The 26922-nt window shown below is 70.0% G+C and carries 26 protein-coding genes; 10 read left to right on the forward strand and 16 right to left on the reverse strand.

All coding sequences use genetic code 11. From position 1 onward, the window contains the following. Nucleotides 1-23 precede the first annotated feature (23 nt). The 10 genes from SK571_RS36285 to SK571_RS36330 form a co-directional block, all read right to left on the reverse strand. Nucleotides 24-3107 carry a S8 family peptidase gene (locus SK571_RS36285; protein WP_319988629.1) on the reverse strand — a complete coding sequence of 1028 codons (3084 nt, stop codon included), beginning with the start codon at nucleotides 3105-3107 and terminating at the stop codon, nucleotides 24-26. 174 nt (nucleotides 3108-3281) lie between these two features. Continuing rightward, nucleotides 3282-3653 (reverse strand): hypothetical protein, encoded by a 372-nt coding sequence (locus SK571_RS36290; RefSeq protein ID WP_319988630.1) that lies wholly within the window; start codon nucleotides 3651-3653, stop codon nucleotides 3282-3284. Continuing rightward, the gene (locus SK571_RS36295) at nucleotides 3646-4464 is read right to left on the reverse strand and encodes a DUF692 domain-containing protein (RefSeq protein WP_319988631.1); all 819 of its coding nucleotides are present in this window, start codon (nucleotides 4462-4464) and stop codon (nucleotides 3646-3648) included. Before SK571_RS36295 ends, SK571_RS36290 begins: the two co-directional genes overlap by 8 nt. Continuing rightward, a complete protein-coding gene (locus SK571_RS36300; protein WP_319988632.1) occupies nucleotides 4464-5228 on the reverse strand; it encodes a TIGR04222 domain-containing membrane protein in 765 nt (254 codons plus the stop codon). Before SK571_RS36300 ends, SK571_RS36295 begins: the two co-directional genes overlap by 1 nt. After that, the gene (locus SK571_RS36305) at nucleotides 5228-6007 is read right to left on the reverse strand and encodes a TIGR04222 domain-containing membrane protein (protein WP_319988633.1); all 780 of its coding nucleotides are present in this window, start codon (nucleotides 6005-6007) and stop codon (nucleotides 5228-5230) included. The genes SK571_RS36300 and SK571_RS36305 overlap by 1 nt, the downstream gene beginning before the upstream one ends. 11 nt (nucleotides 6008-6018) lie before the next feature. After that, a complete protein-coding gene (locus SK571_RS36310) occupies nucleotides 6019-6795 on the reverse strand; it encodes a TIGR04222 domain-containing membrane protein (RefSeq protein WP_319988634.1) in 777 nt (258 codons plus the stop codon). Nucleotides 6796-6884: 89 nt separating this feature from the next. Continuing rightward, nucleotides 6885-7772 carry a TIGR04222 domain-containing membrane protein gene (locus SK571_RS36315; protein WP_319988635.1) on the reverse strand — a complete coding sequence of 296 codons (888 nt, stop codon included), beginning with the start codon at nucleotides 7770-7772 and terminating at the stop codon, nucleotides 6885-6887. 256 nt (nucleotides 7773-8028) lie between these two features. Continuing rightward, nucleotides 8029-8451 (reverse strand): peptide-methionine (R)-S-oxide reductase MsrB, encoded by a 423-nt coding sequence (gene msrB, locus SK571_RS36320; RefSeq protein WP_319988636.1) that lies wholly within the window; start codon nucleotides 8449-8451, stop codon nucleotides 8029-8031. A 112-nt stretch (nucleotides 8452-8563) separates the two neighbouring features. Then, the gene (locus tag SK571_RS36325) at nucleotides 8564-8854 is read right to left on the reverse strand and encodes a hypothetical protein (RefSeq protein WP_319988637.1); all 291 of its coding nucleotides are present in this window, start codon (nucleotides 8852-8854) and stop codon (nucleotides 8564-8566) included. Between the two features lie 65 nt (nucleotides 8855-8919). Then, nucleotides 8920-9873, reverse strand: coding sequence for an asparaginase (locus tag SK571_RS36330; protein ID WP_319988638.1), 954 nt, complete (start codon nucleotides 9871-9873; stop codon nucleotides 8920-8922). Between the two features lie 103 nt (nucleotides 9874-9976). On the opposite strand from SK571_RS36330, the gene SK571_RS36335 reads away from it, so the two are divergent. From SK571_RS36335 to SK571_RS36345, 3 genes are read left to right on the forward strand one after another with little or no spacing between them, the layout of a single operon-like run. Next, on the forward strand, nucleotides 9977-10630 hold the full coding sequence (locus tag SK571_RS36335; protein WP_319988639.1) for a GntR family transcriptional regulator: 654 nt from the start codon (nucleotides 9977-9979) through the stop codon (nucleotides 10628-10630). 10 nt (nucleotides 10631-10640) lie between these two features. Beyond that, a complete protein-coding gene (locus tag SK571_RS36340) occupies nucleotides 10641-12896 on the forward strand; it encodes a helix-turn-helix domain-containing protein (RefSeq protein ID WP_319988640.1) in 2256 nt (751 codons plus the stop codon). A gap of 4 nt (nucleotides 12897-12900) precedes the next feature. Continuing rightward, nucleotides 12901-15207: a helix-turn-helix domain-containing protein gene (locus SK571_RS36345; protein ID WP_319988641.1), complete on the forward strand. Its 2307-nt coding sequence runs from the start codon at nucleotides 12901-12903 to the stop codon at nucleotides 15205-15207. Here SK571_RS36345 and SK571_RS36350 read toward each other — a convergent pair. Then, nucleotides 15199-15582 carry an SsgA family sporulation/cell division regulator gene (locus tag SK571_RS36350; RefSeq protein WP_319988642.1) on the reverse strand — a complete coding sequence of 128 codons (384 nt, stop codon included), beginning with the start codon at nucleotides 15580-15582 and terminating at the stop codon, nucleotides 15199-15201. The two genes, SK571_RS36345 and SK571_RS36350, sit on opposite strands and share 9 nt — an antisense overlap. A gap of 370 nt (nucleotides 15583-15952) precedes the next feature. Between SK571_RS36350 and SK571_RS36355 the strand changes: the two genes are divergently transcribed. Next, a complete protein-coding gene (locus tag SK571_RS36355) occupies nucleotides 15953-17749 on the forward strand; it encodes a helix-turn-helix transcriptional regulator (protein WP_319988643.1) in 1797 nt (598 codons plus the stop codon). A gap of 15 nt (nucleotides 17750-17764) precedes the next feature. On the opposite strand, the gene SK571_RS36360 is transcribed toward SK571_RS36355, so the two are convergent. From SK571_RS36360 to SK571_RS36380, 5 genes are all read right to left on the reverse strand, one after another. Next, nucleotides 17765-18388 (reverse strand): DUF1345 domain-containing protein, encoded by a 624-nt coding sequence (locus tag SK571_RS36360; protein WP_319988644.1) that lies wholly within the window; start codon nucleotides 18386-18388, stop codon nucleotides 17765-17767. A gap of 143 nt (nucleotides 18389-18531) precedes the next feature. Next, the gene (locus SK571_RS36365; RefSeq protein WP_319988645.1) at nucleotides 18532-19092 is read right to left on the reverse strand and encodes a helix-turn-helix transcriptional regulator; all 561 of its coding nucleotides are present in this window, start codon (nucleotides 19090-19092) and stop codon (nucleotides 18532-18534) included. A 19-nt stretch (nucleotides 19093-19111) separates the two neighbouring features. Further along, entirely contained in the window at nucleotides 19112-19834 is a 723-nt protein-coding gene (locus tag SK571_RS36370; RefSeq protein ID WP_319988646.1) for a MaoC/PaaZ C-terminal domain-containing protein, read from the reverse strand. Between the two features lie 15 nt (nucleotides 19835-19849). Further along, complete coding sequence (locus tag SK571_RS36375; RefSeq protein ID WP_319988647.1) at nucleotides 19850-21019, reverse strand: acyl-CoA dehydrogenase family protein; 1170 nt, start codon at nucleotides 21017-21019, stop codon at nucleotides 19850-19852. Nucleotides 21020-21029: 10 nt separating this feature from the next. Beyond that, nucleotides 21030-22175 (reverse strand): acyl-CoA dehydrogenase family protein, encoded by a 1146-nt coding sequence (locus SK571_RS36380; RefSeq protein ID WP_319988648.1) that lies wholly within the window; start codon nucleotides 22173-22175, stop codon nucleotides 21030-21032. Nucleotides 22176-22215: 40 nt separating this feature from the next. Here SK571_RS36380 and SK571_RS36385 point away from each other — a divergent pair, with 40 nt between their 5' ends. From SK571_RS36385 to SK571_RS36410, 6 genes are all read left to right on the forward strand, one after another. Continuing rightward, entirely contained in the window at nucleotides 22216-22815 is a 600-nt protein-coding gene (locus SK571_RS36385; protein WP_319988649.1) for a TetR/AcrR family transcriptional regulator, read from the forward strand. 9 nt (nucleotides 22816-22824) lie between these two features. Continuing rightward, nucleotides 22825-23826 (forward strand): non-homologous end-joining DNA ligase, encoded by a 1002-nt coding sequence (ligD, locus tag SK571_RS36390; protein ID WP_319988650.1) that lies wholly within the window; start codon nucleotides 22825-22827, stop codon nucleotides 23824-23826. A 49-nt stretch (nucleotides 23827-23875) separates the two neighbouring features. Further along, nucleotides 23876-24691: a phosphotransferase family protein gene (locus SK571_RS36395; protein WP_319988651.1), complete on the forward strand. Its 816-nt coding sequence runs from the start codon at nucleotides 23876-23878 to the stop codon at nucleotides 24689-24691. Nucleotides 24692-24768: 77 nt separating this feature from the next. Next, nucleotides 24769-24978: a hypothetical protein gene (locus SK571_RS36400; protein WP_319988652.1), complete on the forward strand. Its 210-nt coding sequence runs from the start codon at nucleotides 24769-24771 to the stop codon at nucleotides 24976-24978. Between the two features lie 89 nt (nucleotides 24979-25067). Further along, nucleotides 25068-25979: a DUF1996 domain-containing protein gene (locus SK571_RS36405; protein WP_319988653.1), complete on the forward strand. Its 912-nt coding sequence runs from the start codon at nucleotides 25068-25070 to the stop codon at nucleotides 25977-25979. Nucleotides 25980-26064: 85 nt separating this feature from the next. Further along, a complete protein-coding gene (locus SK571_RS36410) occupies nucleotides 26065-26766 on the forward strand; it encodes a DUF6319 family protein (RefSeq protein WP_319988654.1) in 702 nt (233 codons plus the stop codon). The last annotated feature ends 156 nt before the right edge of the window (nucleotides 26767-26922 follow it).

The following is a 26922-nucleotide window of genomic DNA, read 5'->3' on the forward strand; positions in this document are numbered from 1 at the left end:
TCCAGGCGGCCCTTTCCGTTTTCCTACGCCACCTTGTAGGCGCGGATCACCGTCAGTTCGACGGTGTGGCCGTTGGCGTCCTTCGCCGTGGCCTTCAAGGAGGTCCACTTCGCGCCGGCCGGGTGGTAGATCAACGCGCTGTTGCCGACCACACCCGCACGGCGCCACGACTTGCCGTCGTCGTGCGAGTACTCGACGCCGGTGACGCGCACCTTGCCCGCGTCGCCCTGCGACTGGGTGAGCAGCCCGACGCGCTGCAACGTGCCCGCGGGCACCGCGCCGTCGGCGTCGAGCCTCGGCTCGAACCTCACCACCGGCAGCGACGGCGCGTCGATCTTGCCCTCGGTGCCCTTGGACTTGAAGTTCCACGCCGCCGACACCTTGGTGCTGAACTCGAACTGCGAGCTCCGGTCGAGGCTCACCTCGGCGCGGAAGTCGCCCTGCGGCAGCGGCACGCCGGAGAACAGGCCACCAGGGGTGTCGGTCTCGCCGAGCAGCACCCCGTTGCGGTACAGGGCCGCCCTCGCCGTGTCCACAGTGGACGTGCCGTCGCCGTGCGTGCCGTCGCTCGTCATCGGCGGGCTGACGTAGAACTGCGTGCCGTACCGCTCGACGAACCCGTACTCGGCCTCGGGCAGGCCCGGCGAGAACACCGGCCGGACCTCTCGCTCCTGGTAGGTCTTACCGGCCTTGTACGTGCGGATCGCCGAGGTGATGCGCTCCTGGGCGCCGTTGGCGTGGCGCGTCATGATCGCGGACTGCCAGCGCACGTCCTCGGTGTTCACGTAGTCGACCGCGGTCGCGCCCGGCGCCACCGGGTAGAGCGCGGTGCCGCCGCCCAGACCCTGCGGGGTCACCGGCAGCTCGCCCTTCGACGCCTGGCTGTCCGGCTTCTGGCCGCCGATGGTGGACTCGACCCTGGCCAGGTCCTTCTGGGCGGGCGCCTTGACGAGGCCGACGGGGAGACCGCCGGGAACCGGATAGGCGAGCCGGTAGAACGTGTGCGGGTCGGCCGTGGTGTTGGCCTGCAGCATCGCGAGCGACGACAGGTCGGCGGGCGGCAACGGTCCGCCTGCCTGAGCGATCCCGACGCCCTCGAAGCCGCCGAACATGAGCATCGTGCCCTGCAGGCGGCTCTCGCCGTCGACCGCACGGCGGAAGGCGATGATCCCGAGCGTGAAGTCACCGGTCTCCTCCGGCGCCTTCACCGACACGGGCTGGGCCAGGCGGGCGTCCTGCTTGACCGTCGTGTCGCCGGTCAGCTTCACGGTGGGCTGGTACAGCAGGTCCATGCCCCGCTCGCCGTCGTACAGCGTCGTGTCGAGGAAGTACGTGCCCTTGGGCAGGCGGATCTTGACGTCGCCCGTACCGGAGACCGGCTTGAACGTGTTGTTGTCCAGGCCGACCAGGAACGTGAACGAGACCCCGGGGTCCCCGCCGTCGCGGCCGATCATGTCGATCGTGAGGGTGTAGCTCTCCACCTCGCGGTCGACGCCGACGAGCGTGCGGACGGTGTGCGCACCGGACGTGGCGACGACCTCGCCCGCGTACGCGGCGTCCTGGGTGCCGACACGCGTGTCGCCGGTGACGTTCACCGACGCGGTGCCCTTGGCCGGCACGGTGACCTTCGTGGCGCCCAGCGTGAACATGCCCGCCGGGGCGCCGCCCTTGAGCGCGAGGTCGAGCGTGATCGCCGCGTCCGTCGGGTTGGTGTAGGTGATCGCCTTGGTCACCGGCTTGTCGTCACCGTGCGGCCACTCGTGCAGGCCGAGGTTGACGGTGACGTCGCCGGTCAGCACCTGCCCGATCGCCTTGGCCACGTCGATGCGCCCGGCGCCCTGGTCGAACGCGCTGACGCCCTCGGTGGGCTTGGCCGTGGTCGCGAGCACCGACTTGAGCTGTGCGGGCGTCCACTCCGGGTGCTGCTGCTTGAGCAACGCCGCCGCGCCCGCCACGTGCGGGGTCGCCATGGACGTGCCGCTGGCCGCGAAGTGGTCCGCGCCACCGGCCTTGGCGGCGACGATGTCGACGCCCGGTGCGGTCACCTCGGGCTTGAGCCCGCTGTCTCCGACGCGAGGGCCTTTGCTGGAGAACGACGCGATCTTGTCGTCGCGGTCGACGGCGCCGACCGACAGCGCGGCCTCCGCCGTGCTCGGTGAGCTCACCGAGCCGGGCGAACCCGAGTTGCCCGCCGCGATGACGAACAACGTGCCGTACTGGGCCGTCAGGTCGTTGACGGCCTGCTCCAGCGGGTCGATCTCCGGGGTGTCGCCACCGCCGAGGCTCATGTTGACGACCTGGGCGCCCTGCTCCGCCGCCCAGCGCATGCCGTCGAGGATCCAGGACTCCTGGCAGCCGAACTCGACGCAGACCTTCGCGTCGAGGAGCTGTGCGCCCGGCGCGACGCCGCCGTACTTCGAGTCGTGGCTCGCGACGGTCGACCCGACGTGCGTGCCGTGGCCGACGTTGTCGGTGTTGTCGGGGTCGGTCGTGAAGTTCTTCTCCGCGATCTGCTGACCGGCGAGGTCCGGGTGCTTCTCGTCGACACCGGTGTCGACGATCGCGACCTTGATCCCCTTGCCGGTGATGCCCTGCTGGTGGGCGGCCGGCGCACCGATCTGGGCGACGCTGCGGTCGAGGCTCGGCTTGCGGATGCCGTCGAGCCAGACCTTGTCGCCGGTCGCGGCCTCGGCCTTGAGCGCCGTCCAGTCGTTCGAGGACCTGGCGCCGAGTCTCGCCCGGCCGTCCACGATCAACGGCATGCGGTCGCGGTAGCCGAACTCCAGCAACGTGGTGACGTCGAAGAGTCTGCGGTCGAGCCGGCCCGCCGCCAGGGGCTCGAACGCGTCCTTCGGCACGACCATCGTGTGACCGTCCGCGGTGCGGGCGGTCTTGAAGGCCATGTTCCCGCGGCCCTCACCGGGCTGGATCGCGACCACCTGCCTGTCGTGTCCCAGCAGGACCTTGTCGCCCGTGACGAGGGTGACCTCGTCGACGGTCTTCTGCGGGGCGTTGCCCGCTGGTGGAGCGGCCGCGGCTGTGGCGGCCGGTGCCACGGTCAGGGCGAGCGCCGTGACGGCGCCCAGCACTTTGGATTTTCCGCGCATTCGAATCCCCTCGTGGTTCGAATTCTGCGCGCTGTGGTCCGCGCAGGCCGGAAGGCCTTTCGCGGCAAAGCGAAGGCAATGCGAAAAGGTCCCCCAACCCTTTCGAACGTATCGATGGCGCTGGGGGTCACACAGGGCCGAACGGGGGATTCTGGCCCCCGTTTTGCTCGCCCGTCAGTTCGACTGCCAGAACTTCCAGCGTGCCTTGCGCTTTTCCGACAGTTCTCCGGAAGCGCGGCACCAATCCGCGAACGCGGTGGCATCCTCGCGTGCGCGAGACCCCGCACGACGTGGGTGATCGGCGGCGTAGGCGTCGAAGAGCGGCCGGAACCGGTCGCCGAGCTCGTCGGCGACCGCGGGCCCGAGCATCCGCACGATGCCGCGCCGTTTCGACAGCAACGCGCGGCGTTCGACAGCGAGGCGTTGTTCGTCGAATCCCGCCGGTGCCGGTCCGTTCGCGAGCAATGCATTTAGCAGCTCGGCCTGCTGGGCGGCAAGCCTTTCGCGTGCGGACGAAAGGCCATTTCCTTCCGCGATTTCAGCCACGATGTTTGTCCACCACCGCGCGGATCGCGGCCAGCTCGCTCGCGATTTCGGTGTCGGACGGGTAGTTGTCGTCCCGTTCCAGCAGAACGCCGGGCGGGGCGACGCGCGAGCACAGTTCGTCGAGCACTTCCAGGACTTCCGGCAGAACCGCGTGCGCGTGCGTGTCGTGGTAGATGCCGCCGTGCTGCTCGCCGCCGGCCACGTGCACGTAGGCCAGGCGCTCCAGCGGGATCTCGTCGAGGAACCGCTCCGGATCCGTGCCGATGTTGCGGGCGTTCGCGTAGAGGTTCGCGACGTCCACGAGCAACCAGCAGTCCGTGCGCTCGACGAGCTCGGCGAGGAACTGGCCTTCGGACAGCTCGCCGTCCGGCCACTCCAGCAGGGCGGCGACGTTCTCCAGCGCGAGCGGCACGGGCAGGTTCCGCTGCGCCAGCCTCACGTTCGCGACGAGCACGTCGAGCGCGTCCCTGGTGCGCGGCACCGGCATCAGGTGGCCGGAGTCGAGGCCGCCCGCCCGCACGAAGCACACGTGGTCGCTGACCATCGGCGCGCCGACCGCCTCGGCGACGGCGCCCAGGTGCTCGACCCGGTGGAGGTCGACCTGGTCGGCGCTGCCCAGCGAGAGCGACACGGCGTGGGGGAGCACCGGGACGCCGCGCTCCAGCAGCAGCGTCACCGACTCCGGCAGGTGTCCGATGTGGAGGTTCTCGGCGACGACCTCGACGAAGTCCACGCCGGGCAGCCGTTCCACGGTCAGGTCGATCTCGGAACGCCAGCCGATGCCGACACCCAGGTCCTTGATGCCCGCCATCAGTCGCCTCCTCCTCCTCCACCGCCGCCACAGCTGCTGCCGCCACTGCAGCTGCTGCCGCTGCCCGACGAACAACTGCTGCTGGTGCCACAACTGCTGCTGCCACAGCCGGCCGCGCCCGTGGCGCCTCCGTTGCCGGCCTTCCTCTTCTTCTTGCGCGGCAACATCTTGACGACGCTCTGCGGCAGACCGAAGAGCTCGCCGACGCTCTGATTGCCGATCCTGCCGCGGAAACCTTCCAACGCCACCGTGAGAACCCTGTCGCTCGCGGTCACGTCCTTCAACGCCGCCCGGCCCGCCCTGGTGAGCGGTTTCGCGCCGTACGTCCAGTACGCGGCACCCAGGAACATCACCGCACCGAAGAGAGTCCACGGCTCCAGTAAGGCCAGCAGAGTCAGGACGACGCCGATCGCGAGGAACACCCACCACGCCGCGAGCCGGGGACGGGGGTCGCGCGTCAGCCTGCGTGCCCGCAGCTGCTGGTGCAACGCCCGCATCTCCGCGCTTTTCGCGGCGTTCCGCACGACCGCGTCGAACCGGACCGCCTTGCGCAGGTTGACGAGGATGAACGTCTCGACCGCGGTCGAGGCCCCCAGTTCGGTCTGGTGCACGGCGGACACGAGCCCGTCGCGTGACACGCGCACCAGGTCGGCGTCGAGCAGCCTGGCCAGTGCGGTCTCCGCCGCCCGGCCGGGTCCCGCCACCAGGTAGCCGATCTCCTCCGGGGGCAACCGCGTTCCGCGTGCTGTCGTCGATGTCACCATCAGTCGCCTCCTCCTCCGCCGCCACAGCTGCTGCTGCCGCCGCAACTCGAACCGCTCGAACCGCCGCAACCGCCGCAACCGCTGGAAGTGGTACCACAGCTGCTGCAACTCGACGCCGCACCGCACCCGCCACCGTCCGCTTTGGACCGCTTCCCGGCCTTGTGCGCCTTGGGCGGGATCATCTTCACGACGCTCTGCGGGAGGTCGAACAACTCGCCGACGTTCTGCCCGCCGACCTTGCCGGTGAATCCGTGCAGCGCCACTGCGTGCACCCTGTCGTGCGCGGTCACGTGCTTCAGCGCCTCTTTGCCGGCCTTGGTGACCGGGCTCCTGCCGTACTGCAGGAAGGAGAAGCACAGGGCGACCGGCACGCCGACGAAGAACGCCGGCGAGACGAATCCCGCCAGGGTCAGCATGCCCGCGACCGCGAGGGAGAACCACCAGCCGTCGCCGCGGCGGCGAGGCACCTGCATGAGCCTGCGGCTGAACAGGTGCCGGTACAGGTCGGCGACCTCCGTGCTCCTCGCGATCGACTGCACGATCGTGTCGAACCGGACGGGAGTCTGCGCGTGGCTGAGCATCCGCGCCTCGACCGAGGTGGTGGCGCCCTGGCCGTTCTGGTGCACCGCGGAGACGAGGCCGTCGCGGGAGACCCGCACGAGTCCGGTGTCGATCAGCCGGGCCAGCACGGTCTCCGCGGCCCGTCGGGGACCGGCCGTCAGGAAGCCGGCCTCCTCCGCGGACAGCCACGTCCCCTGCGCCGTTGTCGGTGTTTCCATCAGCTTCCCCCTCAACTGCTGGAACTGCTGCAGCTACTGCTACTGCTGCTGCAACTCGAACTGCTGCTGCTCGAACAGCTGCTACTGCTGGAACTGCCGCAGCTGCTGGAACTGTTGCTCGAACAACTCGACGTTCCGCCGCAGCTGTGGTGGTTCCAGTCGTACGAGCTGCAACTGCTCGCGGCGACGTACGAACTGGAGGACGTCGATCGCTGCTTGCCCCGGCGCAGGCCGTACAACGCCACCGAGTCCGCGCTGCTGCGCGGATTCCTCAGCGCGTACAGCCACACGGTCTTGCCGTTCCTCGTGAGCCTGCCCGGCTTGCGCAGCAGGATCGCGGCGAACACCAGCAGTGCCGTCAGCAGGAACAGCCTCGCGTCGATCGCGAAGGCGACGAACACCGAGACGAACGCCAGCAGGAACAGCACCACCCGCAACGCGATCTTGCCGCCGCGCGGCTTTCCGAACTGGCGTTGCACCATGCCGCGGGCGACGAGGCTCTCATGCAGCGCGCCCATCTCGTGGCTCGCCATCGCGACCTGCACGACCTGGTTGATCGGGCGAGCGGTGCCCTGGAGTCCGGCGAGGACGTACGCCTCCAGCGCGCTCCTGGCCCCGTAACCGTTCTGGTGGACGGCGGTCACGAGTCCCTCGCGGGAGATGCGCACGAGACCGCCGTCCAGCAACCGGGCGAGGACGGCCTCCGCCGCCCTGCCCGGTCCCCCTGCCAGGAACCCGATCTCCTCCGCGGACCACGTGGTCTGGTGCGGTGCCGAAGACTTGGACATCAGCACTCCCCTCACTGGTGTCGGTGCATCTTCGACGTGAGATCTACCCCTGGGTTCCTGTTGTTACCTGAAAAGGACCGAACGACCGATCAGCCGCCTCCGCCACCGCCGCAGCCGCCGCCTCCGCCGCCGCAGCTGCTTCCGCTTGAACACGAAGAAGAACCGGTCGAACACGTGCTGTGGCTGCCGCTGCTGTAGCCGCCGGAACTGGAGGAGGCGAGCAACGACGTGCGCACCGCCAGGTCCGGGTACATGACGAGACCGCCGAAGAGGACCGCGCCGGCCGCGCCCGCGTACAGGACCTCGTCCACGCTTCCCGCAGCCCTGGTGCTCGTGCGGCGAGCGTCGTCGAGAACCGCGTTGCCCTTGCCGGTGCGCACGATCTTCTTGCCGCGCCGGGTGAGGAACAGGATCAGCAGGCCGGTGAGGACGAGCTGCAGCGTGAGCCAGCCGACGGGCGCGTCGATCGCGATGCCGTTGACCCAGCGCGCGATCCCGATCGCGAGCAGCACCCAGAGGGCGACGGATCCCTTGCGCAACGCGCTTTTCGCGACGTCCCGGTTGACCAGGAGACCCATGTCCTCGAGTCGCTGGCCGATCCCCGTGACCACGCGGTCCACCGAGACGGACTCGATCATCAGCTTGACCGTGCGGTTCATGTAGCGCTGGCAGTCGGTGACGACCGCGCGGTCCACCGGGTTGAGCGACTGCGTGGTGGACGTGGCCTGAACGGTGCCCCGCCGTGAAGGCCTGAGCTCACCCGAGGTGAGCAGTCGCGCGACGGCCGTTTCGACCACGCGCCTTGGACCGCCCGCAAGAAATGCGAGCTCGTCCATGTCGAGCGAGCGCACGGGCTGGGTGCGGTGACCCGCCCGCACGCGTACCCGGACGACGATCGCGACCAGCACCGCCAGTGCCAGCCCGATCCAGTACAGCTGAAGGAACTCAGGTCCGGACAATCCCCAAGGCCTTGGCATGCGACCCACCCCCTGACTGCCCCGAAAGTGCTTCGGTGAGTCAATGGTGTGGTCCGCGCCACAGCCCCACAAGGCTTGTTGACGAAGCCTTAGGGTTGCCGGTCTTCTGCCTCTTGCTACTGCTTATGGCTAGCTCGACGAGCCGCCGTCGACTCCGCCGGAGCCTTCACCGTCAGTGCCGCGCAGGGCGATGCGGAAGATCATTGTGCCTCCCAGGTCCGTCCGGATCCTTGGTGACCGGACTGAGCTCAGTCTCCTATTCGGACGGAACGAGTTTCAAGGAGACGGAGTTGATGCAGTACCGCTGATCCGTCGGGGTGGGATACCCCTCGCCCTCGAAAACATGCCCGAGGTGGCTGTGACATGTGGCGCAGAGCACCTCCACGCGCTTCATGCCGAGCGCGCGGTCCTCACGCAGGATGACCGAGTCTCCGGCCAGCGGCGAGAAGAACGACGGCCAGCCGCAGTGCGAGTCGAACTTGGTGTCGCTGCGGAAGAGTTCGGCTCCGCAGGCACGGCACTCGTAGACGCCCTCGGTCTTGGTCTCGGTGTACTCGCCGGTCCATGGACGCTCGGTGCCTGCCTGCCGCAGCACCGCGAACTCGGCGGGGTTGAGCTGGGCGCGCCATTCCTCTTCGGAACGCACGACTTTGGGGGTGGCGCCGACAACAGGTTCCATGTCTCTTTATAACTCCGGCCTGCCCTCAGGGCTTCCCGGCGACGCTGTGGGCTGCGGCGCCGTAAGGCCCCGTTAAGGACTCGTTCTCGTTCGTGTCCAGAAGATGTTCGACTCAGAAGATGATGGCGATGATGTCGCCGAGTGCGAACCAGATCGTGAGGAGAACGCCCAGCAGGATGAGCCCGACGACGATGACGGCGACGAGCCGCTGGTGGCCCGTCGTGCGGTTCGCCGAGTCCGCGAAGTCCTGCACGCCCTCCAGATAGCCCTCGACGGTGAAGCCCGGGCGTTGCCGCTTCATCTTGTCGAGATGGTCGGCGAACGCCTTCGTCTCGGGGTCGTGTGGGTCGAGACCGATCAGTTCCTCCTGGAACTTCTCGTCCTCGTCCTTCGAATCGCCCATAAACCCCAGCTTAGTGGCTGGGGCGTGGGATTCGAGCTTGGTGGCCGTTCACGGGCGGTGGGGCGTCAACTCGCCAGCGCGAGCGACGGCCTGACCGCGCCGACCGCGCGGCCGTGCCCGAGAACCGGCACCGTGGCGAGGTCCTCGACCTTGCTCACGTCGACCCCGAGCCGCTTGAGCACCGCGACGACGACGACCGCGCGGGCGCGCGACGAACCGTCCGCGATCTTCAGCGCGACGCCCTCGCCGGTGGGCAGGCCGACCGCGTAGACGCCCTCGGCGCCGTCCTTGGCGATGACGCCGGGCAGGGCGTCCATGAGCGCGGTGACGTCGCGGCCGGTGCCGCCGACCCACTGCGGGTAGGTGCTCATGGCGGTGGCGACGCGGTGTTCGAGGGTGCCCTCGGCGGCGCTGGCGAGACGGCCGAACGCGCGGGCGAGGCCGGTCAGGCTGATGGCGAAGATCGGGGCGCCGCAGCCGTCCACGCCGACCTGGGCGACGGGCTCGCCGGCCACGTCCTCGATCGTGAGGCGGGTCGCGACCTGCAACGGGTGCGCCGGGTCCAGGTAGTCGCCGGTGGACCAGCCGTTGGCGACGCAGGTGGCGAGCATGGCGGCGTGCTTGCCGGAGCAGTTCATGTACTTCGGGGCGGGGGCCAGGCCCTGCGCGAGGTGCTGTGCGCGCGCCTGCTCGCCGAGCGGGAGGTCGGGGGTGCACCGCAGGGCGTCCTCGCCCAGACCGGCCGAGGCCAGGATCTGCAGGGCGCCGGCGACGTGGAAGTCCTCGCCCGAGTGCGACGCGCAGGCCAGGGCGAGCAACGCGCCGTCGAGGTCGAGGCCGCTGCGCAGCATCGCGAGGGCCTGGAGCGGCTTGTTCGACGAACGCGGGAACGCGACGTCGCCGGGGCGGCCGATGGAGAGGACCGGGTCACCGGAGGCATCGGTGGCGACGACGGTGCCGTGGTGCACCGACTCGAGGAAATCGCCCCGCCAGACCTCAGCCACCACTTCGTGTGCCATGTCGCCCCTCCAGCCTGTGAGTAAAACTGCCAACTGTCGACAGTTGACACGTTCGCTAGTTTAGCGGGAGGACGGCCGGTGCCGTCCAGATCAGGAGACGAAGGTGACACCTCCGGTCCCACTGCACCTCAGCCTGGCCGGGCAGGCCGTGGACGTGCTGCGCGAGCAGGTGCTCACCGGGGAGATCCCGCCGGGCTCGCGGGTCAACGAGGTCGAGGTGGCGCAGAAGCTCGGCATCAGCCGCGGGCCGTTGCGCGAGGCGATCCGGCACCTGGCCTCCGAGGGCCTGCTGACCCTCGTCCCGCACCGCGGCGCGTTCGTGCCCGACGCCAGCCCCGAGGACGTCAGGGCGTTGTTCGAACTGCGCACCGCGCTGGAATGCGCGGCCGCGGAACTCGCGGCGTCGCGGCGGACCGATGTCGACCTCGTGCGGCTGCAGGACGTGTGCGCGGAGAGCCGCCGCAACTACAAGGCCGGGCAGCCGTTCCCGTACCGGCTGGACCTCGCGTTCCACCAGACGTTGATCGAGGCCGCCCGCAGTCCGTACATCGCCGAGCAGGTGCGGCTCGTGCAGCAACGAGTGGTGCTGCTGCGCAGTGCGCTGGACGACGACCCGCCGCACCAGCACGCGTCGATGGACGACCACGACGAACTCGTCCGTGCGATCGCGGACGGCGACGCGGCCAGGGCGGCGACGGTGATGCGCCGGCACCTCTCCCGCGTGTGCGCGCAGATGATCACGAGCTTGACCCACTAACTTCTGTGCCATGACGTTCGGCGCCCGGCTCCTGCGGCACCGCAAGAACGCCGGGCTCAGCCAGGAAGAGCTCAGCGAGCGGTCCGGGGTGAGCGTCCGCGCGATCAGCGACATGGAACGCGGCCGTGCCCGTTCCCCGCAGCGCCGCACGACCGAGGCCCTGATCGACGCGCTGGACCTCGGCGAACACGACCAGGCCGAACTGCGCCGGCTCGCCAGGACCGGCCGGGTCGCGCTGACCGGCCCGGTCTGGTCGCTCCCGATGTACGTGGCGGACCTCGTCGGCCGTGACGCCGAACTCGACGCCATCGCGCACAAGCCCAACGGGCTCGTGGTGCTGCACGGGGCCGCCGGCACCGGTAAGACGAGCCTCGCCGTGAGGGCCGCCCATCTGCTGGAGGGCCGCTTTCCGGACGGTCAGCTGCTCATCGACCTGGAGAGCGCTGCGCAGCCCCTCCAGCGGTTGCTCAAAGACCTCGGGGTGCCCGCCGAACACGTGCCAGAGGACGTGCACGGCCAGGCGCGGCTCTACCGGTCGTTGCTCGCGGGCAAACGCTTGCTGCTCGTGCTCGACGGTGCGACCACGGAGGAGGAGGTCCGCACGCTGAGGGCGGATCCGGGCTGCCTCACGATCGTCACGTCCCGGCACCGGCTCGCCGGGCTGGCGGACGCGACGTGGATCCGGCTCGGCGGGCTCACCGAACCGTGCGCCGTCGAGTTGCTCGCGTCGATCATGGGCGCGCACCGCGTCGAGGCCGATCCCGGGACCGCGCGCGAGCTCGTCCGGCTCTGCGGGACGTCGCCGCTCGCGCTCCGGATCGCCGGCAACCGGCTCGCCAGCCGTCCGCGCTGGCCCCTCGGTCACCTCGTGGAGCAGATCGAGGAACGCCGCCTGGCCGCGCTCACCGCGGGCGACCTGGACGTGCGCGGCGCGTTCGAGGTGTCGCTCGCGCACCTGCCGGAGACCGCGCGGCTGGTGTTCCGGCGGCTCGGGCTGCTCGTCGGCACCCACGTCGGCCCGGAGCTCGCGGCAGAACTGGCCGGCATCACCGCCGGCGAGGCCGAACAGGCGCTGGAGGACCTCGCCGACGTCAGCCTCCTCGACCCCGACGACCGCGGTCACGCGATCCACGGCCTCGTGCGGACGTTCGCCACCGGCCTGGTCGACGCCAGCGACGCCGACGCGGACCGCAGGATGCTCACCTGGCTCCTGGAGACCACCGTGGCCGCCGGAGTCCTCTTCGGACAGACCGGGGACGCCCGGCGGGTGAGTCCGCGGCGCAGGACCTTCGACGACGTCGCGACGGGACGACGCTGGCTCGACGAGCACCGCGACCTGCTGCCCGAGATCGTCGAACGGGCGCAGGCCAGGGGTCTGCACGAGGACGTGACCCGCGCGGTGATCGCCCTCTCGCACTACGCGGCCATCGAACCGGGCCTGGTCTGGGAACGGGTCTACCGCCTCGCGCTCGCCTCCGCGCGCGAACCGTGGCAGGAGATCGTCGTGCGCGGCCAGCTCGGCTGGGTGCTGTTCGACGTCGCGCACAGGCCGGGACCGGCGCTGGAGGTGCTGACCGGCGCGGCCCGGATCGCCGAGGAGTCGGGGGAGACCGGGCACCTCGGCTGGGTGTGGCTGATCGCGTCGGCCTCGTACAGCGGGCTCGGGCAGTTCGACGAGGCCGAACGCGTGTGCCTCAAGGCGATCGACTCGATGCACGAGCCGATGGACGAGCACTACGCGCGGTCCGTCCTCGGCGTGCTGTGGCGGTTGATGAACCGCCCGATCGCCGCCGTGACCGCACACGAAGAAGTGGCGAAGGAACAGCGCGCCTACGCCGACACAATCTACGAACTCTCCGCACTGGGCCGCACGCTCGGATGGCTCGGCCTCGCGCTGATAGACGTCGACAGGCCGGACGACGCCGTCGCGGCACTCACCGAGGCCGAGGGCGTCTACGAGCGCGCCCACATGGAGTCCTGGCTCGCCACGACCCTGTGGCACCGCGGTCTCGCCCACCGCGCGGCCGGTCGCCTCGCGGAGTCGGACGAGGACCTGGACCGGGCGCTCGCCGGGTTCCGTGCGCTGGGTGACGGCGTGGGCGAGATCGAGATCCTGCGGGCACTCGCGGACAACGCGGAGTCACGCGGTGACCACAGCGCGTGCCGGCGTCTTCTGCGAGACTCGCTCGCGGCGTGCGAACGGTGGGACACGGACGCGACGCGCGAGATCGCCGCCGAGGTGCGGAAGTGCCTGTCCGGAGGGTGAGGGAATGCGGGCGACCACCTTCAGCGAGTTCCTGCGCTTCTACCGGCGCCGCAGGGGACTCACCCAGGAGGACCTGGCCGCCCGCACCGGTCTGGGCGTCCGCACGCTGAGCGACCTCGAACGCGGCCGCGTGCACACCCCGCAGGCCCAGACCGTCGACCTGCTGGTGAGCGGACTGGGCCTGCGGAACGAAGAGGCCGAGGGGTTCGTAGCGCTCGCACGGTCGTCTGAGGCCTCGCAACCACGTCCTGAACGCACAGACTGCACGCCACCCAAGGCCGAGACGCTCATCGGCCGTGAAGCCGAGCAGCAGCAGATTGCCGGCTACATCAGCCGTGCGGCGGCGTCGCCCGTGTTGGACGTCGTGGTCGTGCACGGCCCGCCCGGCGTGGGGAAGACCTCTCTCGCGGTGGACGCGGCGCACCGGTTCGCCGGCCAGTTCACCGATGGCTGCCTGCACCTCGACCTGCGCGGCATGGACCCGTCACCGCTCTCGGCGGAACGGGCCGTCGCGCGGCTGCTGCGGGCGTTCGGCGTGCCGGACGCCAAGATGCCGTCCGATCCGAACGACAGCCTTCGCCTCTACCGCTCGCTGCTGCGCGAACGGACGGTGCTGCTCGTGCTCGACAACGCCGCGAACGAGGCCCAGGTCCGGCCGCTGCTCGCCGTGAGCCCCGGTTCGCTCGTGATCGTGACCAGCCGCAACGTGCTGGCGGGACTGAACAGCCGCGCGCGGCTCGACCTCGGCCCGCTGCGGCACGACTGCGCCGTAGCGCTGCTCGCGGCGACCGCCGGCACCGGCCGGATCGCGGCCGACCTGGAGTCGGCGGACCGGGTCGCGTCGTTGTGCGGAGGGGTGCCGCTGGCGCTCACCATCGCGGGCCGCACCACGTCGTCCTTGCGGCACCTCGCCGACCAGCTCTCCGACGAACGCGAACGGCTCGGCGTGCTCGCGAGCGGCGACGTCCAGGTCCGCACCGCGTTCGAGCTGTCCTACCGTCTGCTCGCACCCGCGGCGGCGACCCTTTTCCGCCGGCTCGCACTGATCCACGGCCCCGACACGTCCGTCGAACTCGCTGCCGTGGCGGCCGGAACCGACGACACCGAGGCGTTGCTGGAGGACCTCGTGGACGCGAGCCTTCTCCGTGCGGGCGTTCCCGGCCGGTACTCGTTCCACGACCTGATCCGCGACTACGCGCGCGAACGGCTGCACAGCGACGAACCCGACGTCGAGACACACCGGCTGCGCACGCGTGACTGGTTGCTGTCCACCGCAACGAGTCACGCATCGGCGTTCCTGCCGGACGACCAGGGCGCGGCCGATCTGGCCGCAGCGGACCGCTGGCTGTCCGGAGAGCTCGCGAACTGGCGTGGGGCGCTCCGCGAGGCGGTTGCCGACGGCGCACATGAGCAGGTGCTGGCGCTGGCGAGGTCGATGCACTGGTACTCGGACCACCGCGGCACGGGCGAGCTGTGGCTGGAGGTCTACACGGCGGGCGTCGGCGCGGCCGCGGCACTGGGCGAGGAGGAACAGCGGGCCCAGCAGCTCAACTTCGTGTGCTGGGTCTACACCGCGCGGCACACCAACATCCCGCTGGCCGAGCGGTGGCACCACGAGGCGTTGCGGGCGGCGCGGGAGTGCGGCTCGCTGGCGGAGAGGGCCTGGGCGCACTACTACCGGGCCGGCATCGCGAACCGCGACGGCACTCACGCGGACGGTGTGACCCACGCCAGGAAGGCCGCCGAGTTGTTCCGGGAGGCGGGCCGGCCGATGGACGTGGTGTTCGCGCTGTCGTACTCGGGTGTTCTGCTGCAACGGCAGGGCCGGTTCGAAGAGGCCGTCGACACGCACCGGGCGTGTGTCGAGCAGGAACGCGCGTTGCGCGGCGACCAGCGCGGCGTGGCGCTGGAGAACGCCGCCCAGCTGGCGCTCCGCCTGGCGGACGCCCTCGTCGAGACCGGCGAGCACGACGAGGCGCTGAGCGTGGTGGCGCACGCCGAGGAACTCCTCGGGCGGGGCGCGGCGAACCTGCTGTCGATGGCCAGGCACACCCGTGGCCGCGTGCTGGCCGCCGCCGGACGGTTCGCCGAGGCACGCGACCAGCTGGCCGCAGCGGTGGAGTCGCTGTCCGACCCGGAGGTCAAGGTGGCCGTGCTGATGGAGATCGCCGGGCTCTGCGACCGCGCAGGCGACCACGACGCCGCCGTCCGGCACCGGGTGCGGGCACTGGCCGAGAGCGAGGGCTACGAGTCGCCCGGCATGACGAAGCTGCAGCACGAGCTCGCGGAGGAGCTCGGCCTTTCAGCGTAGGACGGTGCTGAGGAACGCGTCGGCGTCGAACCGCTCGGTGCCGCGCGGTACCAGCCGGTCGGTGGCGTCGAGGAACTTGCGCAGCGTGCGCGCCGGCACCCGGAAGACCGTCATGTGCCGGTCGGAGACGAGCTCCAGCACCAGCACCCGGCTCGAGTGCGGCCGCAGCCGCACGTCGCCGTCACCCGATCTCGTGCTCATGCCCTCGACGAGCAGGTCCCTGCCCACGATCCAGGTGGCGACCGAGCCGCCCGCGCTGAACCTCATCGTCACCGCGAACGGGTCTTCCGACCGGTAGAGCAGCTCCGTCTCGACCGGCGCGGTGGAGCCGTTCGGCCGGACGAAGTCGAAGACGGTGCGTGACGCGACCCGCATCGGAACTCCTAGAGGTGTTCGTGAGGTGTACATAGGGAATCACGTAATCCGCAGCGAATTGGTTCACGAGCTGTTGTTGTCATTACCAATTGATTGGTCGAATGGTTTTCGCGTTCTCGGCGGGTGCTGCGACGTCCGATGCTGTGCGAAGGGGCAGACCTGCGGAACTTCTGCCGGTGCTTCTGCATGGTCCTGCGGGTCGGTGCACGATTTGCTGGTTGACATGGTCGCCCCACTCAGCCCTGGTCTCGTGGGCACAGCCGTGCGCAGGGCCGGTGGCCTGCTCGTAGGCCGTGAGCGGGAGATCGCCGTTCTGACGGAGGCGCTGAGCGGTGGCGCTCGCTCGTGCGTTGTGCATGGTGCAACTGGTATGGGCAAAAGCGCATTGCTGTCCGTTGCGTCTTCAATCGCGGTGCGCAGCGGGTTGCGGCCGGTTCGCGGATTGCGGGCGTTGAGCGGGGTCGACAGCCACACGGTGCTGGTGGTCGACGACGCCGAGCGGCTTTGCGCGGAGGAGGCCGACCGGCTGGCGCGTTTCCGGGGCGCCGTGCTGCTCGCGGGCGACTGCGATCCGGACGCTCTGGCGGTCGTGGACGCCGTGCGGGTGCCGTTGCGGCCGGTCGGCGCCGACGCGGTCGCGGAGATGATCCGGCGGCGGTTCGACGCCGAGGTCCCGCCGGAGCTGGTAGCGGTGTGCCTGGAGTACAGCGGCGGGGCTCCCGGCGTGCTGAGCGACGTCCTGGACGTGGTCACGGACCTGTCCTCGTTGCCCGCCGTGCTTCCCGGCCTGCGCCTGCCACGGCTGCTGAGGGCCGTGCGCCGGAGCTGGGAGGTGCTGGACGCCGACGCGGTCGCGGTCGCCCGTTCGCTGGCGGTGCTGGGCAGCGCGTCGCTCGACGTGCTGTGCGAGGTCGCCGGGATGGGGTCGTTCCGCACCTTGGCCGCGTTCGAACGCCTTGTCGACGCGCGTCTCGCGGTCGGCGAGCCGATGCGCGTCCGGTCGCCGGCGCTGAGCCATGCGATCCGGCACGAGATGGCGCCTGAGGCGCGCGAGTCCTTGCACCGCGCGGCTGCCGAGGTCCTGCATCGGCGGTGCGATCCACCGGTCGCCGTCGCCGAGCACGTGGTGGCGTGCGCGGAACCTGTCGGGGCGCGGTGGGTGGCGCCGGTGCTGCACGGGGCGGCGCGGCTGCACCAGGCGGCCGGGCGGCCGGAGCAGGCGGCGAGGTGCCTGCGCGCTGCTCTGCGGGAGCCGTTGGACGGCGAGATCGCGGAGCGCGTGGCCGTGGCGATGGCGAAGCTCCACCTGCGGTGCGGCATCGCACCGCAGGCCGGCGAACTCGCCCGGCAGCGGACCGCCGCGGGGGAGTGGTTCGACGCGGTGGTGCTCGACTGGCAGTGCGACGAGGGCCTGCTCGGTTACGCGGCCGAACCCGTCGTCCCGCAGGATCCCGAGTGGGTCCTGCGCAATCTTCCCGAGAACGGGCCGCGGGTCGTTCCGCTCGCCCTCGCCGGACTCGGTCTGCTGCGCCGGGGTTCCGAACGGGCGGTGCTGGATCTCGCGCCCCAGTTGCGGTCGCAGCTCGCCGGCGCGGAACGGGACTGGCTGACCGCTCTGGAGATGTGGGCACATCGGGCCGCCGGGGACCACACCGAGGTCTCCCGGCTGATGCGGGAACTCGCCCAGGCGTCACCGCTGCGGGGCTGTGTGGCGCTGGGGGCGGCGGCGTTCGTAGCGTCCTGTGTGGACAGAGGTAGGTCTGGCGAGGCACGGGAGATGCTGGTGCGGCTCGGTTGCACGGGAACGCTGCCGCCGGTCTGGGCGTGCACGCTGTTGGCGCACCAGCGCGCCCGCATGCATCTCGCGCTCGGATCCGCCCGTGCCGCGCTGGCCGACGCCGAACGTGCCGGGGCGGCCGATCTGGTGGAGCAGGCACGGGCGGCGCTGGGCCGGGAGCACCGGCCGCCGCGCGGGGCGGCGTGGGACAGGTTGTCGCCGCACGAGTCGCGAATCGTCTTGCTGGTGCTGGAAGGCGAGACGAATCGGGCGATCGCGGCGCGGTTCAACGTCACGCAGCGGGCGGTCGAGCTGCACCTCACCCGCGTCTACCGCAAGGTCGGCATCAGCAGGCGGGTGCAGCTCTCCTCCGTCTTCGGCCTCGCCTGACGGCCACTCGGGTGATCAGCCGCCGATCACGCCGATGGCGATGCCGAGCATCGCGGTGTTGTAGATGAACGAGAGCACGCCGTGCGCGAGGACCCGCAGCCGCATCGCGGAGGTGTGCGAGTCGACGTCGGAGACCGCGAACGTGGTGCCGACGGTGAACGAGAAGTACGTGAAGTCGATGTACGTCGGGTGCTCGGTGCCGGGGAACACCAGCAGCTTCTCGGGCAGGGCGCTGTAGTAGGCCTGCGCGTAGCGGTCGGCGTAGCCGAAGTGCAGGATCGCCCACGCCAGCAGCACGGCGAGCACACCCATGGCCTTGGCGAGCACCGCCGCCTGGGTGCCTTCCTCGATGAGCACGATGGTCAGGCCGGACGTGATCCCGACGAGGCTGGTGAACAGGGTGAACAGGGTGCCGCTGCGGCGGCCCAGCGCGCTCTTGACCCACGCGCCCTTGTCGTCGCCCGCCCGCTTGCTGCGACTGAGGCGGATGACGCGGATCGTGAGGTAGATGATGGCGATGAGGTCCCACAACGCGATCCATCTGGTGTCGTTCACCTCCGCGAAGAAGATGGGGACGCCGAGCAGGGCGAGCGTGCCCTCGAGGATCCGGGACAGCACGATGGACGGGCTGAAGCGCATGACTTTCCTTCGTCGGAACGGCAGGGGGCGTCGCCCACCTCGTCCGGATGACGAAGGCCATTCCGCGGGAGCGATCCCGGGAGAGGTTATAGGCCGTCCGTGGTTGTTCGATCCGTTGCGTCTCAACAGGAGTCGCGGAGCTGTCAGAGCAAACCGGACCGCAGCGCCCACGCCACCGCGTGCACCCGGTTACGCAGCCCGAACCGTTCCAGCAACTGGTGCAGCGCGTACTTCACCGTCCGTTCCGAACAGAACAGCCGGGCGGCGACCTCCGCGATGGTCGCGCCGTCGGCCAGCAGCTTCAGCAGCTGCAGGTCGCGGTCGTTCAGCACCGGTGAGCGGTCCTGCACCGCCTGGCCGCCGACGAGCAGCTTGATCAGGCGTTCGGCGTTGACGTCCGCCCGCCGCAACGGAACCGCCAGCCCCGCCTGGGCCGCGATCGACGGGGTGAGGTCGTGCACTCGGGCCGCGATCACCACGATCTTGGGCGAACCGCAGGCCCTCAGCCGTGCGGCCTGTTGCGCGCACAGCTCGTTCACCAGAGCCAGCAGCACGTGTGCGTCCAAACGGTCTTGGACCACCCGCACGCGAGGTGAGTTCTTCAACAGGTGCGTCACGCCGGCCGCGCTGATCAGGTCACGGGACTCCACCGCCACGCGCACAGGTTCGATTCCGGAGTCCACGGTTGCCAGGGCACTGCTCATGGGACGATCGTGCGAACTTTCAGCGGCTGTCCACTTCGGAAAACCGAACCGATCCGAGCAGAACCTGCCGGCCGTTCGCGAACGTGCGGAACTCGCCGGTCGGCCAGCGCTCGATCCGGAGCTCGTCACCGGGCGTCACGGGCGCGGTGAACCGGGCGTGCAACTCGGTGAAGTCCAGGCCGCGCACGGTGATCCCGAGCGTGCACAGGCCGTGCAGGATGGGCTGCGCGAACCCGGCGCGGCGCGCGAACTCGGCGTCGTGGTGCATCGGGTTCTCGTCACCGGTCTCGCGGTACCGCAGTGCCTGGTCGGCCGTCGTCCGGAAGAAGCTGATCTCCGGGCGGGTGCCGGGGACGGTGAGTTCCCGCGTCTCACCACGTTCGCCGCCGAAACCGCCTTCGCCCTTGACGAAGCACGACGAGCGCGTTGTCGCGTACTCCGACTCCCACGTGCTGACGACGAGAGCGCCGGAACCCTTGTCGTAGATGTCCGTCACGGTCTTGGTGACGACGGTGGAACCGTGCGCCGGGAGTTTGCCGTGCAGCCACAACGACTGCTCGGCGTGCAGGACCTGAGTCATGTCGGCGCCGGTCAGGCCGAGTTGCGGGCCGCCGTGCTGCAGCAACGGGATGGCGAACGCGGGGGAGGGGCCGCCGGCCGCCGCCGCGTACACCCCGGCGTCGCCGGCCGACCAGGTGCGGACCTGTCGTTCGACGACGCCGAGGATGTCGTGGTTGAGCATTTCCCCAAGATAGGGCTAGCCGAGCGTGCCGCGGATGTTCGCGTGGCCCTTGAGGAGGTTGCGGGCGATCGTGCGGCGCTGGATCTCGTCGGTGCCCTCGTAGATGCGCAGCAGCCGCAGTTCGCGGTACCAGCGCTCGATCGGCAGTTCGCGGGTGTAGCCCATGCCGCCGTGGATCTGCAGCACGCGGTCGACGATCTCGTTGGCCTTGATGCCGCCGTAGAGCTTCGCGATCGACTGCGCCTGCCGCGAGTCCTGCTTCTGGTCGACGAGCCACGCGGCGTGCAGCACGAGCCAGCGCAGTGCCTCGATCTCGACCGCGGAGTCGGCGATCATCCACTGGATGGCCTGGTACTCGGCGATGGGCTGGCCGAACGTGACGCGGTTCTTGGCCTGCTCGATCGCCATCTCGACCAGCCGCTCGACGCTGCCGAGCGCGCGGGCGGGCAGCAGGTAGCGGCCCTGGCCGATCCACTGCATCGCGAGGTGGAAGCCCTTGCCGACCTCGCCGAGAACGTTCTCCTCCGGCACGCGGACGTTGTCGAACACGAGCGCGGCCGGACCCCACTGGCCCATGGTCGGGATGGGCTCGGACTTCCAGCCCATGTCGCGGTCGACGAGGAAGCAGGTGACGCCGCCGTCGGCGCCCTTCTCCTTGTCCGTCACGGCGAACACCATGACGAAGTCGGCCTCGTTGCCCTGGGTGATGAAGGTCTTCTCGCCGTTGATCACCCACTCGTTGCCGTCCTTGACGGCGGACGTGCGGATGGCCTTGGCGTCACTGCCGGCGCCGGGCTCGGTGATCGCGAAGCACGACACGCGTTCGCCGGAGATCGTCGGCAGCAGGTAGCGCTGCTTCTGCTCCTCGTTGCCGTGGAACAGGATGTTGTCCGCGTAGCCGCCGAAGCGGAACGGGACGAAACTGCGGCCCAGCTCCGCCTCGAGGAGCGCGGTCATCACCGCGCCGAGGCCCATGCCGCCGAACTCCTGCGGCGTGAGGACGCCGAAGAACCCGGCCTGCTTGGCCTTGTCCTGCAGTTCCTTCAGCTCGTCCCGCGCGAGGCCCGGCTGGCCCGCGCGTTCGCGGCGCAGCACCTCGGGCTCCAGCGGGATGATCTCCTTGCGCACGAAGGTCCGCACCCAGTCGCGGATCTCCTTCTGCTCCTCGTCGAGCGTGAAGTCCATTTCTTTCCTTTCAGGCGAACGCGTTGATGCCCGTCAGCGCGCGACCGATGAGCAGTTTCTGGATCTGGCTGGTGCCCTCGTAGAGGGTGGTGACACGGGCGTCCCGCAGGTACTTGCCCACCGGGTACTCGTCGATGTAGCCGTAGCCGCCGAAGACCTGGATGGCGTTGTTGGCGACCTTGACCGCGGCCTCGCTGGCGAAGAGCTTGGCCATGCTCGCCTCGGTGCGGAACGGCTGGCCGCGATCGGCGAGGTCGGCGACCCGCCAGGTGAGGAGCCGCGCGGCGTCGGTCTCCACGGCCATGTCCGCGAGGAGTTCCTGGACGAGCTGGAAGCCCGCGATGGGCTTGCCGAACTGCTCGCGTTGCCCGGCGTACTCCAGCGCGGCTTCGAGCGCGCCCCGCGCGGCACCGACGCAGCCCGCCGCGACGGACATGCGGCCCTTGTCGAGCGAGCCCATCGCGAGCTTGAAGCCCTCGGTGCTGAGCAGGGCGTCCTCCGCCACCTCGACGTCGTCGAGGGTGATCTCGGCGGTGGCCTGGCCGCGCATGCCGAGCTTGCCCTTGATCTCGGTGGCCGTGAAGCCCGGCGAGTCGGTGGGGACCAGGAAGGCGCTGATGCCCTTCGGGCCCGGTCCGCCGGTGCGGGCGAACACGAGCGCGACGTCGGCCCACGTGCCGTTGGTGATGAAGACCTTGCGGCCGTTGATCCGGTAGCCGTGGTCCGTCCTGGTGGCCTTGGTGACGAGGCTGCCCGCGTCGCTGCCGGTGCCGGGTTCGGTGAGGGCGAAGCAGCCGACCTGGGTGCCTGCGGTGAGGCCGGGCAGCCAGCGTTGTTTCTGCTCCTCGGTGCCGTGCTTGGCGATCGACTTCGCGACCAGGCCGAGCGAGACGGAGATGATGCCCCGGACCGCGCTGTCGCCGCGGGCGATCTCTTCGAGGACCAGGCAGTAGGCGAGGTTGTCACCGCCGGAGCCGCCGTAGCGCTCGTCGATCCCGAGCCCCAGGAACCCGACCTCGCCGAGTGCGGGCACCAGGTCCCTGTCGATCGCCTCGTCGCGGTCCCAGCGCGTGGCATGGGGGACGATGCGTTCGTCGGTGAATCGCCGGGCCAGCTCCCTGAGCTGCCGGTGTTCGTCCGAAAGCGTTAGATCCACAGGCCCTCCCGACTAACCGAACAGTGTTAGGTTAACTCACATGCCCCGGCCGAGCACGCCCCTTCTGAGCTCCGACCGCATCCGGTCGGCGGCCCTGGCCATCATCGATCGAGACGGCCTCGACGGCCTGTCGATGCGCAAGCTCGCCGCCGAGCTGGGCGTGCAGGCCGCGTCGCTGTACGGGCACGTCCGCACCAAGGACCAGCTGCTGAACGACATCGCCTCGTCGGTCCTGTCGACCGTCGACGTCTCGGGCTTCGAGGTCGACTGGCGCGAGGGCCTGATCCGGTGCGCACGCTCGTACCGCGCCGCGTTGTCGTCGCACCCGAACATCGTTCCGTTCCTGGCGTACGGCCCGGCGGGCCGCGAGGAGTCACTGCAGCGCCTTGACCTGCTGCACGGCGCCCTGGTCGACGCCGGCTGGTCACGCCGTGAGGCCACGATGATCGCCGCGGGCCTGATGTACATCGTGTTCGGCTCGGCCCTGAGCTCGTTCTCCAGCGGGTTCTCGGCCGATCCCGCGGACTACACCGACCGCTACCCGCACCTCGACCGCGCCCACCTGCTGCCGGGCGTCGCCCGCGAACTCGACCGGGACAGCTTCGAGCTGGCGCTCGCGGCGTTCGTGCGCGGCCTTTAGTGTTTTGCCGTGGCTTCCAAGGCGATCGAGCTCGAGGTCGGTGACCAGCTGGTGCGGGTGTCCAACCCGGACAAGCCGTACTTCCCCGCGCGGGGCATCACCAAGCGGCAGGTGGTCGAGTACTACCGCACGGTGGCGCCGGCCCTGCTGCAGGTGCTGCGCGACCGCCCTGTCGTGCTGAAGCGCTACGTCGACGGCGTCGAGGGCGAGGCGTTCTACCAGAAGCGCGTGCCCAAGGGCGCTCCCTCGTATGTGGAGACCGTGCAGGTGAAGTTCCCGTCCGGCCGCCCCGCCGACGAGATCTGCCCGACCTCCGAGGCCGTGATCGTCTGGGCCGCGAACCTCGGCACGTTCGACTTCCACCCGTGGCCGGTGCGCCGCGCCGACGTCGACCACCCGGACGAACTGCGCATCGACCTCGACCCGCAGCCGGGCACCGACTTCTCCGACGCCGCCCGCGTCGCCCTGGTGCTGCGCGAGGTGCTGGCCGACGCGGGCCTGACCGGCTACCCGAAGACCTCCGGCGGCCGCGGCATCCACGTCGCCGTGCGGATCCGGCCGGAGTGGGACTTCATCGACGTCCGGCACGCCGTGATCGCACTGGCCCGCGAGGTGGAGAAGCGCGCCCCCTCCCAGGCGACTTCGGCCTGGTGGAAGGAAGAACGCGGGGAGCGCGTCTTCATCGACTTCAACCAGGCCGCCCGCGACCGCACGATCGCCTCCGCCTGGTCTGTTCGGGGGACTGCGCGCGCGACCGTCTCGACCCCGGTGCCGTGGGACGAGTTGTCCACTGTGGACCCGGACGACTTCGACGTGCTGACCGTGCCGAAGTACCTGGAGGAGCGCGGCGACCTGCACGCCGGGCTGGACTCCGAGGCGTTCGGGATCGAGACGCTGCTGGAGTGGTACGCGGCCGATCCGCGCGGCGAGATGCCGTACCCGCCGGACTACCCGAAGATGCCCGGCGAGCCGTTGAGGGTGCAGCCTTCCCGCGCCCGCAAGCAGGAGTGACGGCGCCGCGAGGTGGCGTTCGCCGGCCCCGATCGGTGATGATCACTGCATGGAGCCGACGCAGCAGGACGCCGAGTCGTACCGCGACCGCCTGGGGCTGGACGGCGACGTGGTGCGGTTCGAGGCGGGGTCGCTGCCCGTCTTCGCCGTCGGGCACGACCTGGTGCTGAAGCTGTTCCCGCTGCAGTACCACGGCGAGGTGCCGGTCGAGGTCGCGGTGATGGAGGCGGTGCACGGCAGGTTGCCGGTGCCGACTCCCCGGTTGCAGGGCGTCGGGGTGCTCGACGACTGGGCGTACGTGCTGATGTCGCGGCTGCACGGCGAGGAACCCGCTGTGCCGGACGTCGAGGTCAGTGCGGGGGTCGGGGAGATGCTGAAGGCGTTGCACGCGATCGAGCCGCCCGCGGTGCTGGGGCCGGGGGACTGGGCGGCGTTCGTTGCCGGACAGCGGCGTGGATGCGTTGAGCTGCAACGGAAACGCGGGTTGGATGAGCGGTGGCTGGAGCGGATTCCGGCGTTTCTCGACGGGGTGGATCTCGGCGATGAGCTGCCGGTGTTGCTGCACACCGAGGTGATGAGCGCACATCTGTTGCGGCGCAGCGGGAAACTTTCCGGGCTGTTCGACTTCGAGCCGGCGATGCGCGGGGCGTTCGAGTACGAGTTCGCCAGTGTCGGGCTGTTCGTCACCAAGGGCGACGCGAGGTGTTGGAAGGCGTTGGTCGAGGCGTACGGGCGGGTGCCGGATCCTCGGCGCGTGATGGCCTACGCGCTGTTGCACGTCTACTCCAACATGCCGAAGCACATGCGTGAGATGCCTGAAGGGGATTCGTTCGACGAACTCGCCGTGCGGTGGTTCGGGGAGTGAGTGAGCCAACCGGCTGTATCGGGGACGGATCCAGTCAGCGACCTCGTAGACTGGACCGAACGCGAGAGGAGGTCGTGATGTCCCAGCCTTATGTCGTGCGGTACGTCGGCGGTCCCCTCGACGGCAGGGTCGACTCGCTGCCGTCCACGCCCGAGGATCCGAAGCAGACCGTGACGTACGTGCACCTGCACGGCGGGCCCAAGATCGTGCACGTCTACGACCTCCAGTACGCCGTCGAGTACGGGTGCGAGTACCGGCTGCGGGCAGGGGAAGACGACGAAACCTGACCAAGCCTCACGTGGACACGAAGAGGCAAGTAGGTTTACCGTCTTGTCATGAGAGCGCTCTCACACACTGTGGTGCGAGAGGAGTTTCCATGCACGTGCGTATTCGAGGAACGATCGGCGTCGCGGCGGTGGCGATGGCGGTCGTGGCAGCGGGCTTCGTGGTGGGGCAACCGGTCTCCCACGCGGGGCACGGCCATGTGTACAGCGCCGAGCAGGCGCGGGCGATGGTGGAGCAGCAGGCGGTTCCGGGGTCGGAGTTCCGGGTGACCTGCTCGTCCAGTCATCGCCGGCAAGATGACCCGATCGTGTTCCAGAACCAGTCCGGCGTCTCCCACATGCACGAGTTCTTCGGCAACCGGACGACGGACGCGTTCTCGACGCTGACGTCGTTGCGCGCCGGGACGACGAACTGCAACCCGATCTCGGACAAGTCGGCGTACTGGGTGCCGACGCTCCACAAGTTCGGTCAGCCCGTCGCGCCCGAGAGCGTGACCATCTACTACCAGGGCATTCACGACCGCACGAGGGCGGTCGCGCCTCCGCAGGGGCTGCGGTACGTGGTCGGCAACGCGAAGGCCGCGTCGCCCGCCGAGAATCCGGCGGCGCGGTGGTCGTGCACCACGCAGGCGCCGTCTAGCCGCGACTTCCTGAACTGCCCGCCCGGCACGAAGGTGGAGACCTACCTGGACTTCCCGACGTGCTGGAACGGCCGCGACCTCGACTCGGCCGACCACCGCGGCCACATGACGTTCGCGATCGGGCTGGTCTGCCCGTCGTCGCACCCGGTGGTGCTGCCGCGGCTGGAGTTCCTGATCACCTATCCGGTGAACGGTGCCGGCTTGTCGTTGGGAGGCACCCTCAACGGTGCGAACGTCACGAGCGCGCCGGGCTACACGTTCCACGGCGACTTCATGAACGCGTGGGATCCCGTTGAGCTGCAACGGCGTGTCTCCAACTGCATCAACGCCGGGTACATCTGCGGGGTGGACGGAAACCCGTAATGATCTTGCTGCCGACCCTGTGCTCAGAATTGTCGGAGGTGTAGGGCATGCTGGGGCACAAGTGTTCGAACGGGGAGGCAGCGCGATGGCGAAGAAGAGCGGGCTGTCGGCGGAGGACGTCGTCGACCTGCGATCGCAGTTGGACGAGGGCAGTCAGCCGATGGTGTGGTTCACGGCGGCCGCGGTGGGCATGGAGGAGGGCAGGTCGGCGAAGCTGCTGGCAGTCACCGACCCTCCGGAAGGCGACTTCATCCAGGTCCGGCCCACCGGCTCGAAGGACGAGATGTCCTTCTCCCCGGCCGAGCTGACGCTGGAGAAGCCGCCGCCGCGCAAGAAGCCGGCGACCCCTCCTCCAGCGCAGCCGGAACCGCCGCGAGAGACTGAGGTCATCCACCCCTACGTCCCGGAGGCGCCGGTGAAGCCCGCGGCCCCCAAGCCGAAACCCGCACCCGCTCCCGCTCCCGCTCCCACCGAGCAGGCGCCCGCGAAGCCCGCCGCGCGCAAGCAGTCCGCGAAGACCACCTTCCCCGAGGTCACGATCACGCTGGTGACGACGGGCGAGGGCGAGTGGGCCGTGGAGGTGCTGCAGGGCACCCGCCGGACGGTCCGCCCGACGCCGGTGCCGCCCGCGCAGGTGGCCCAGGCCGCGAAGCTGCTCACGCCCGAGGTCTCCGAGATCGTCGAGGGTGTGCTGAACGCGGCGCGTGCCCAGCAGCTCGCCCGCGTGGAGCAACTGCGCGCCGAACTGGAGGCAGCCCAGAAGGCCCTGGAGGAGCTGGGCGCGTAGCGCGATCACGTGCTGCGACGCCCCGGTGGTTGTCCGCACGCGTTCGGGTGAGAGGGGTTCCCAGGGCTGGTGCCGGGGCGGACCGTGAGGTGCGCGGATGTCCCGCGCAGGTCCGGCTTGGAGGACGGGGAGGCCCGATGGGTACGTGTGGGTGCT

The sequence above is a fragment of the Lentzea kristufekii genome (assembly GCF_033949925.1).
In the GTDB taxonomy this organism is placed as follows: Bacteria; Actinomycetota; Actinomycetes; order Mycobacteriales; family Pseudonocardiaceae; genus Lentzea; species Lentzea kristufekii.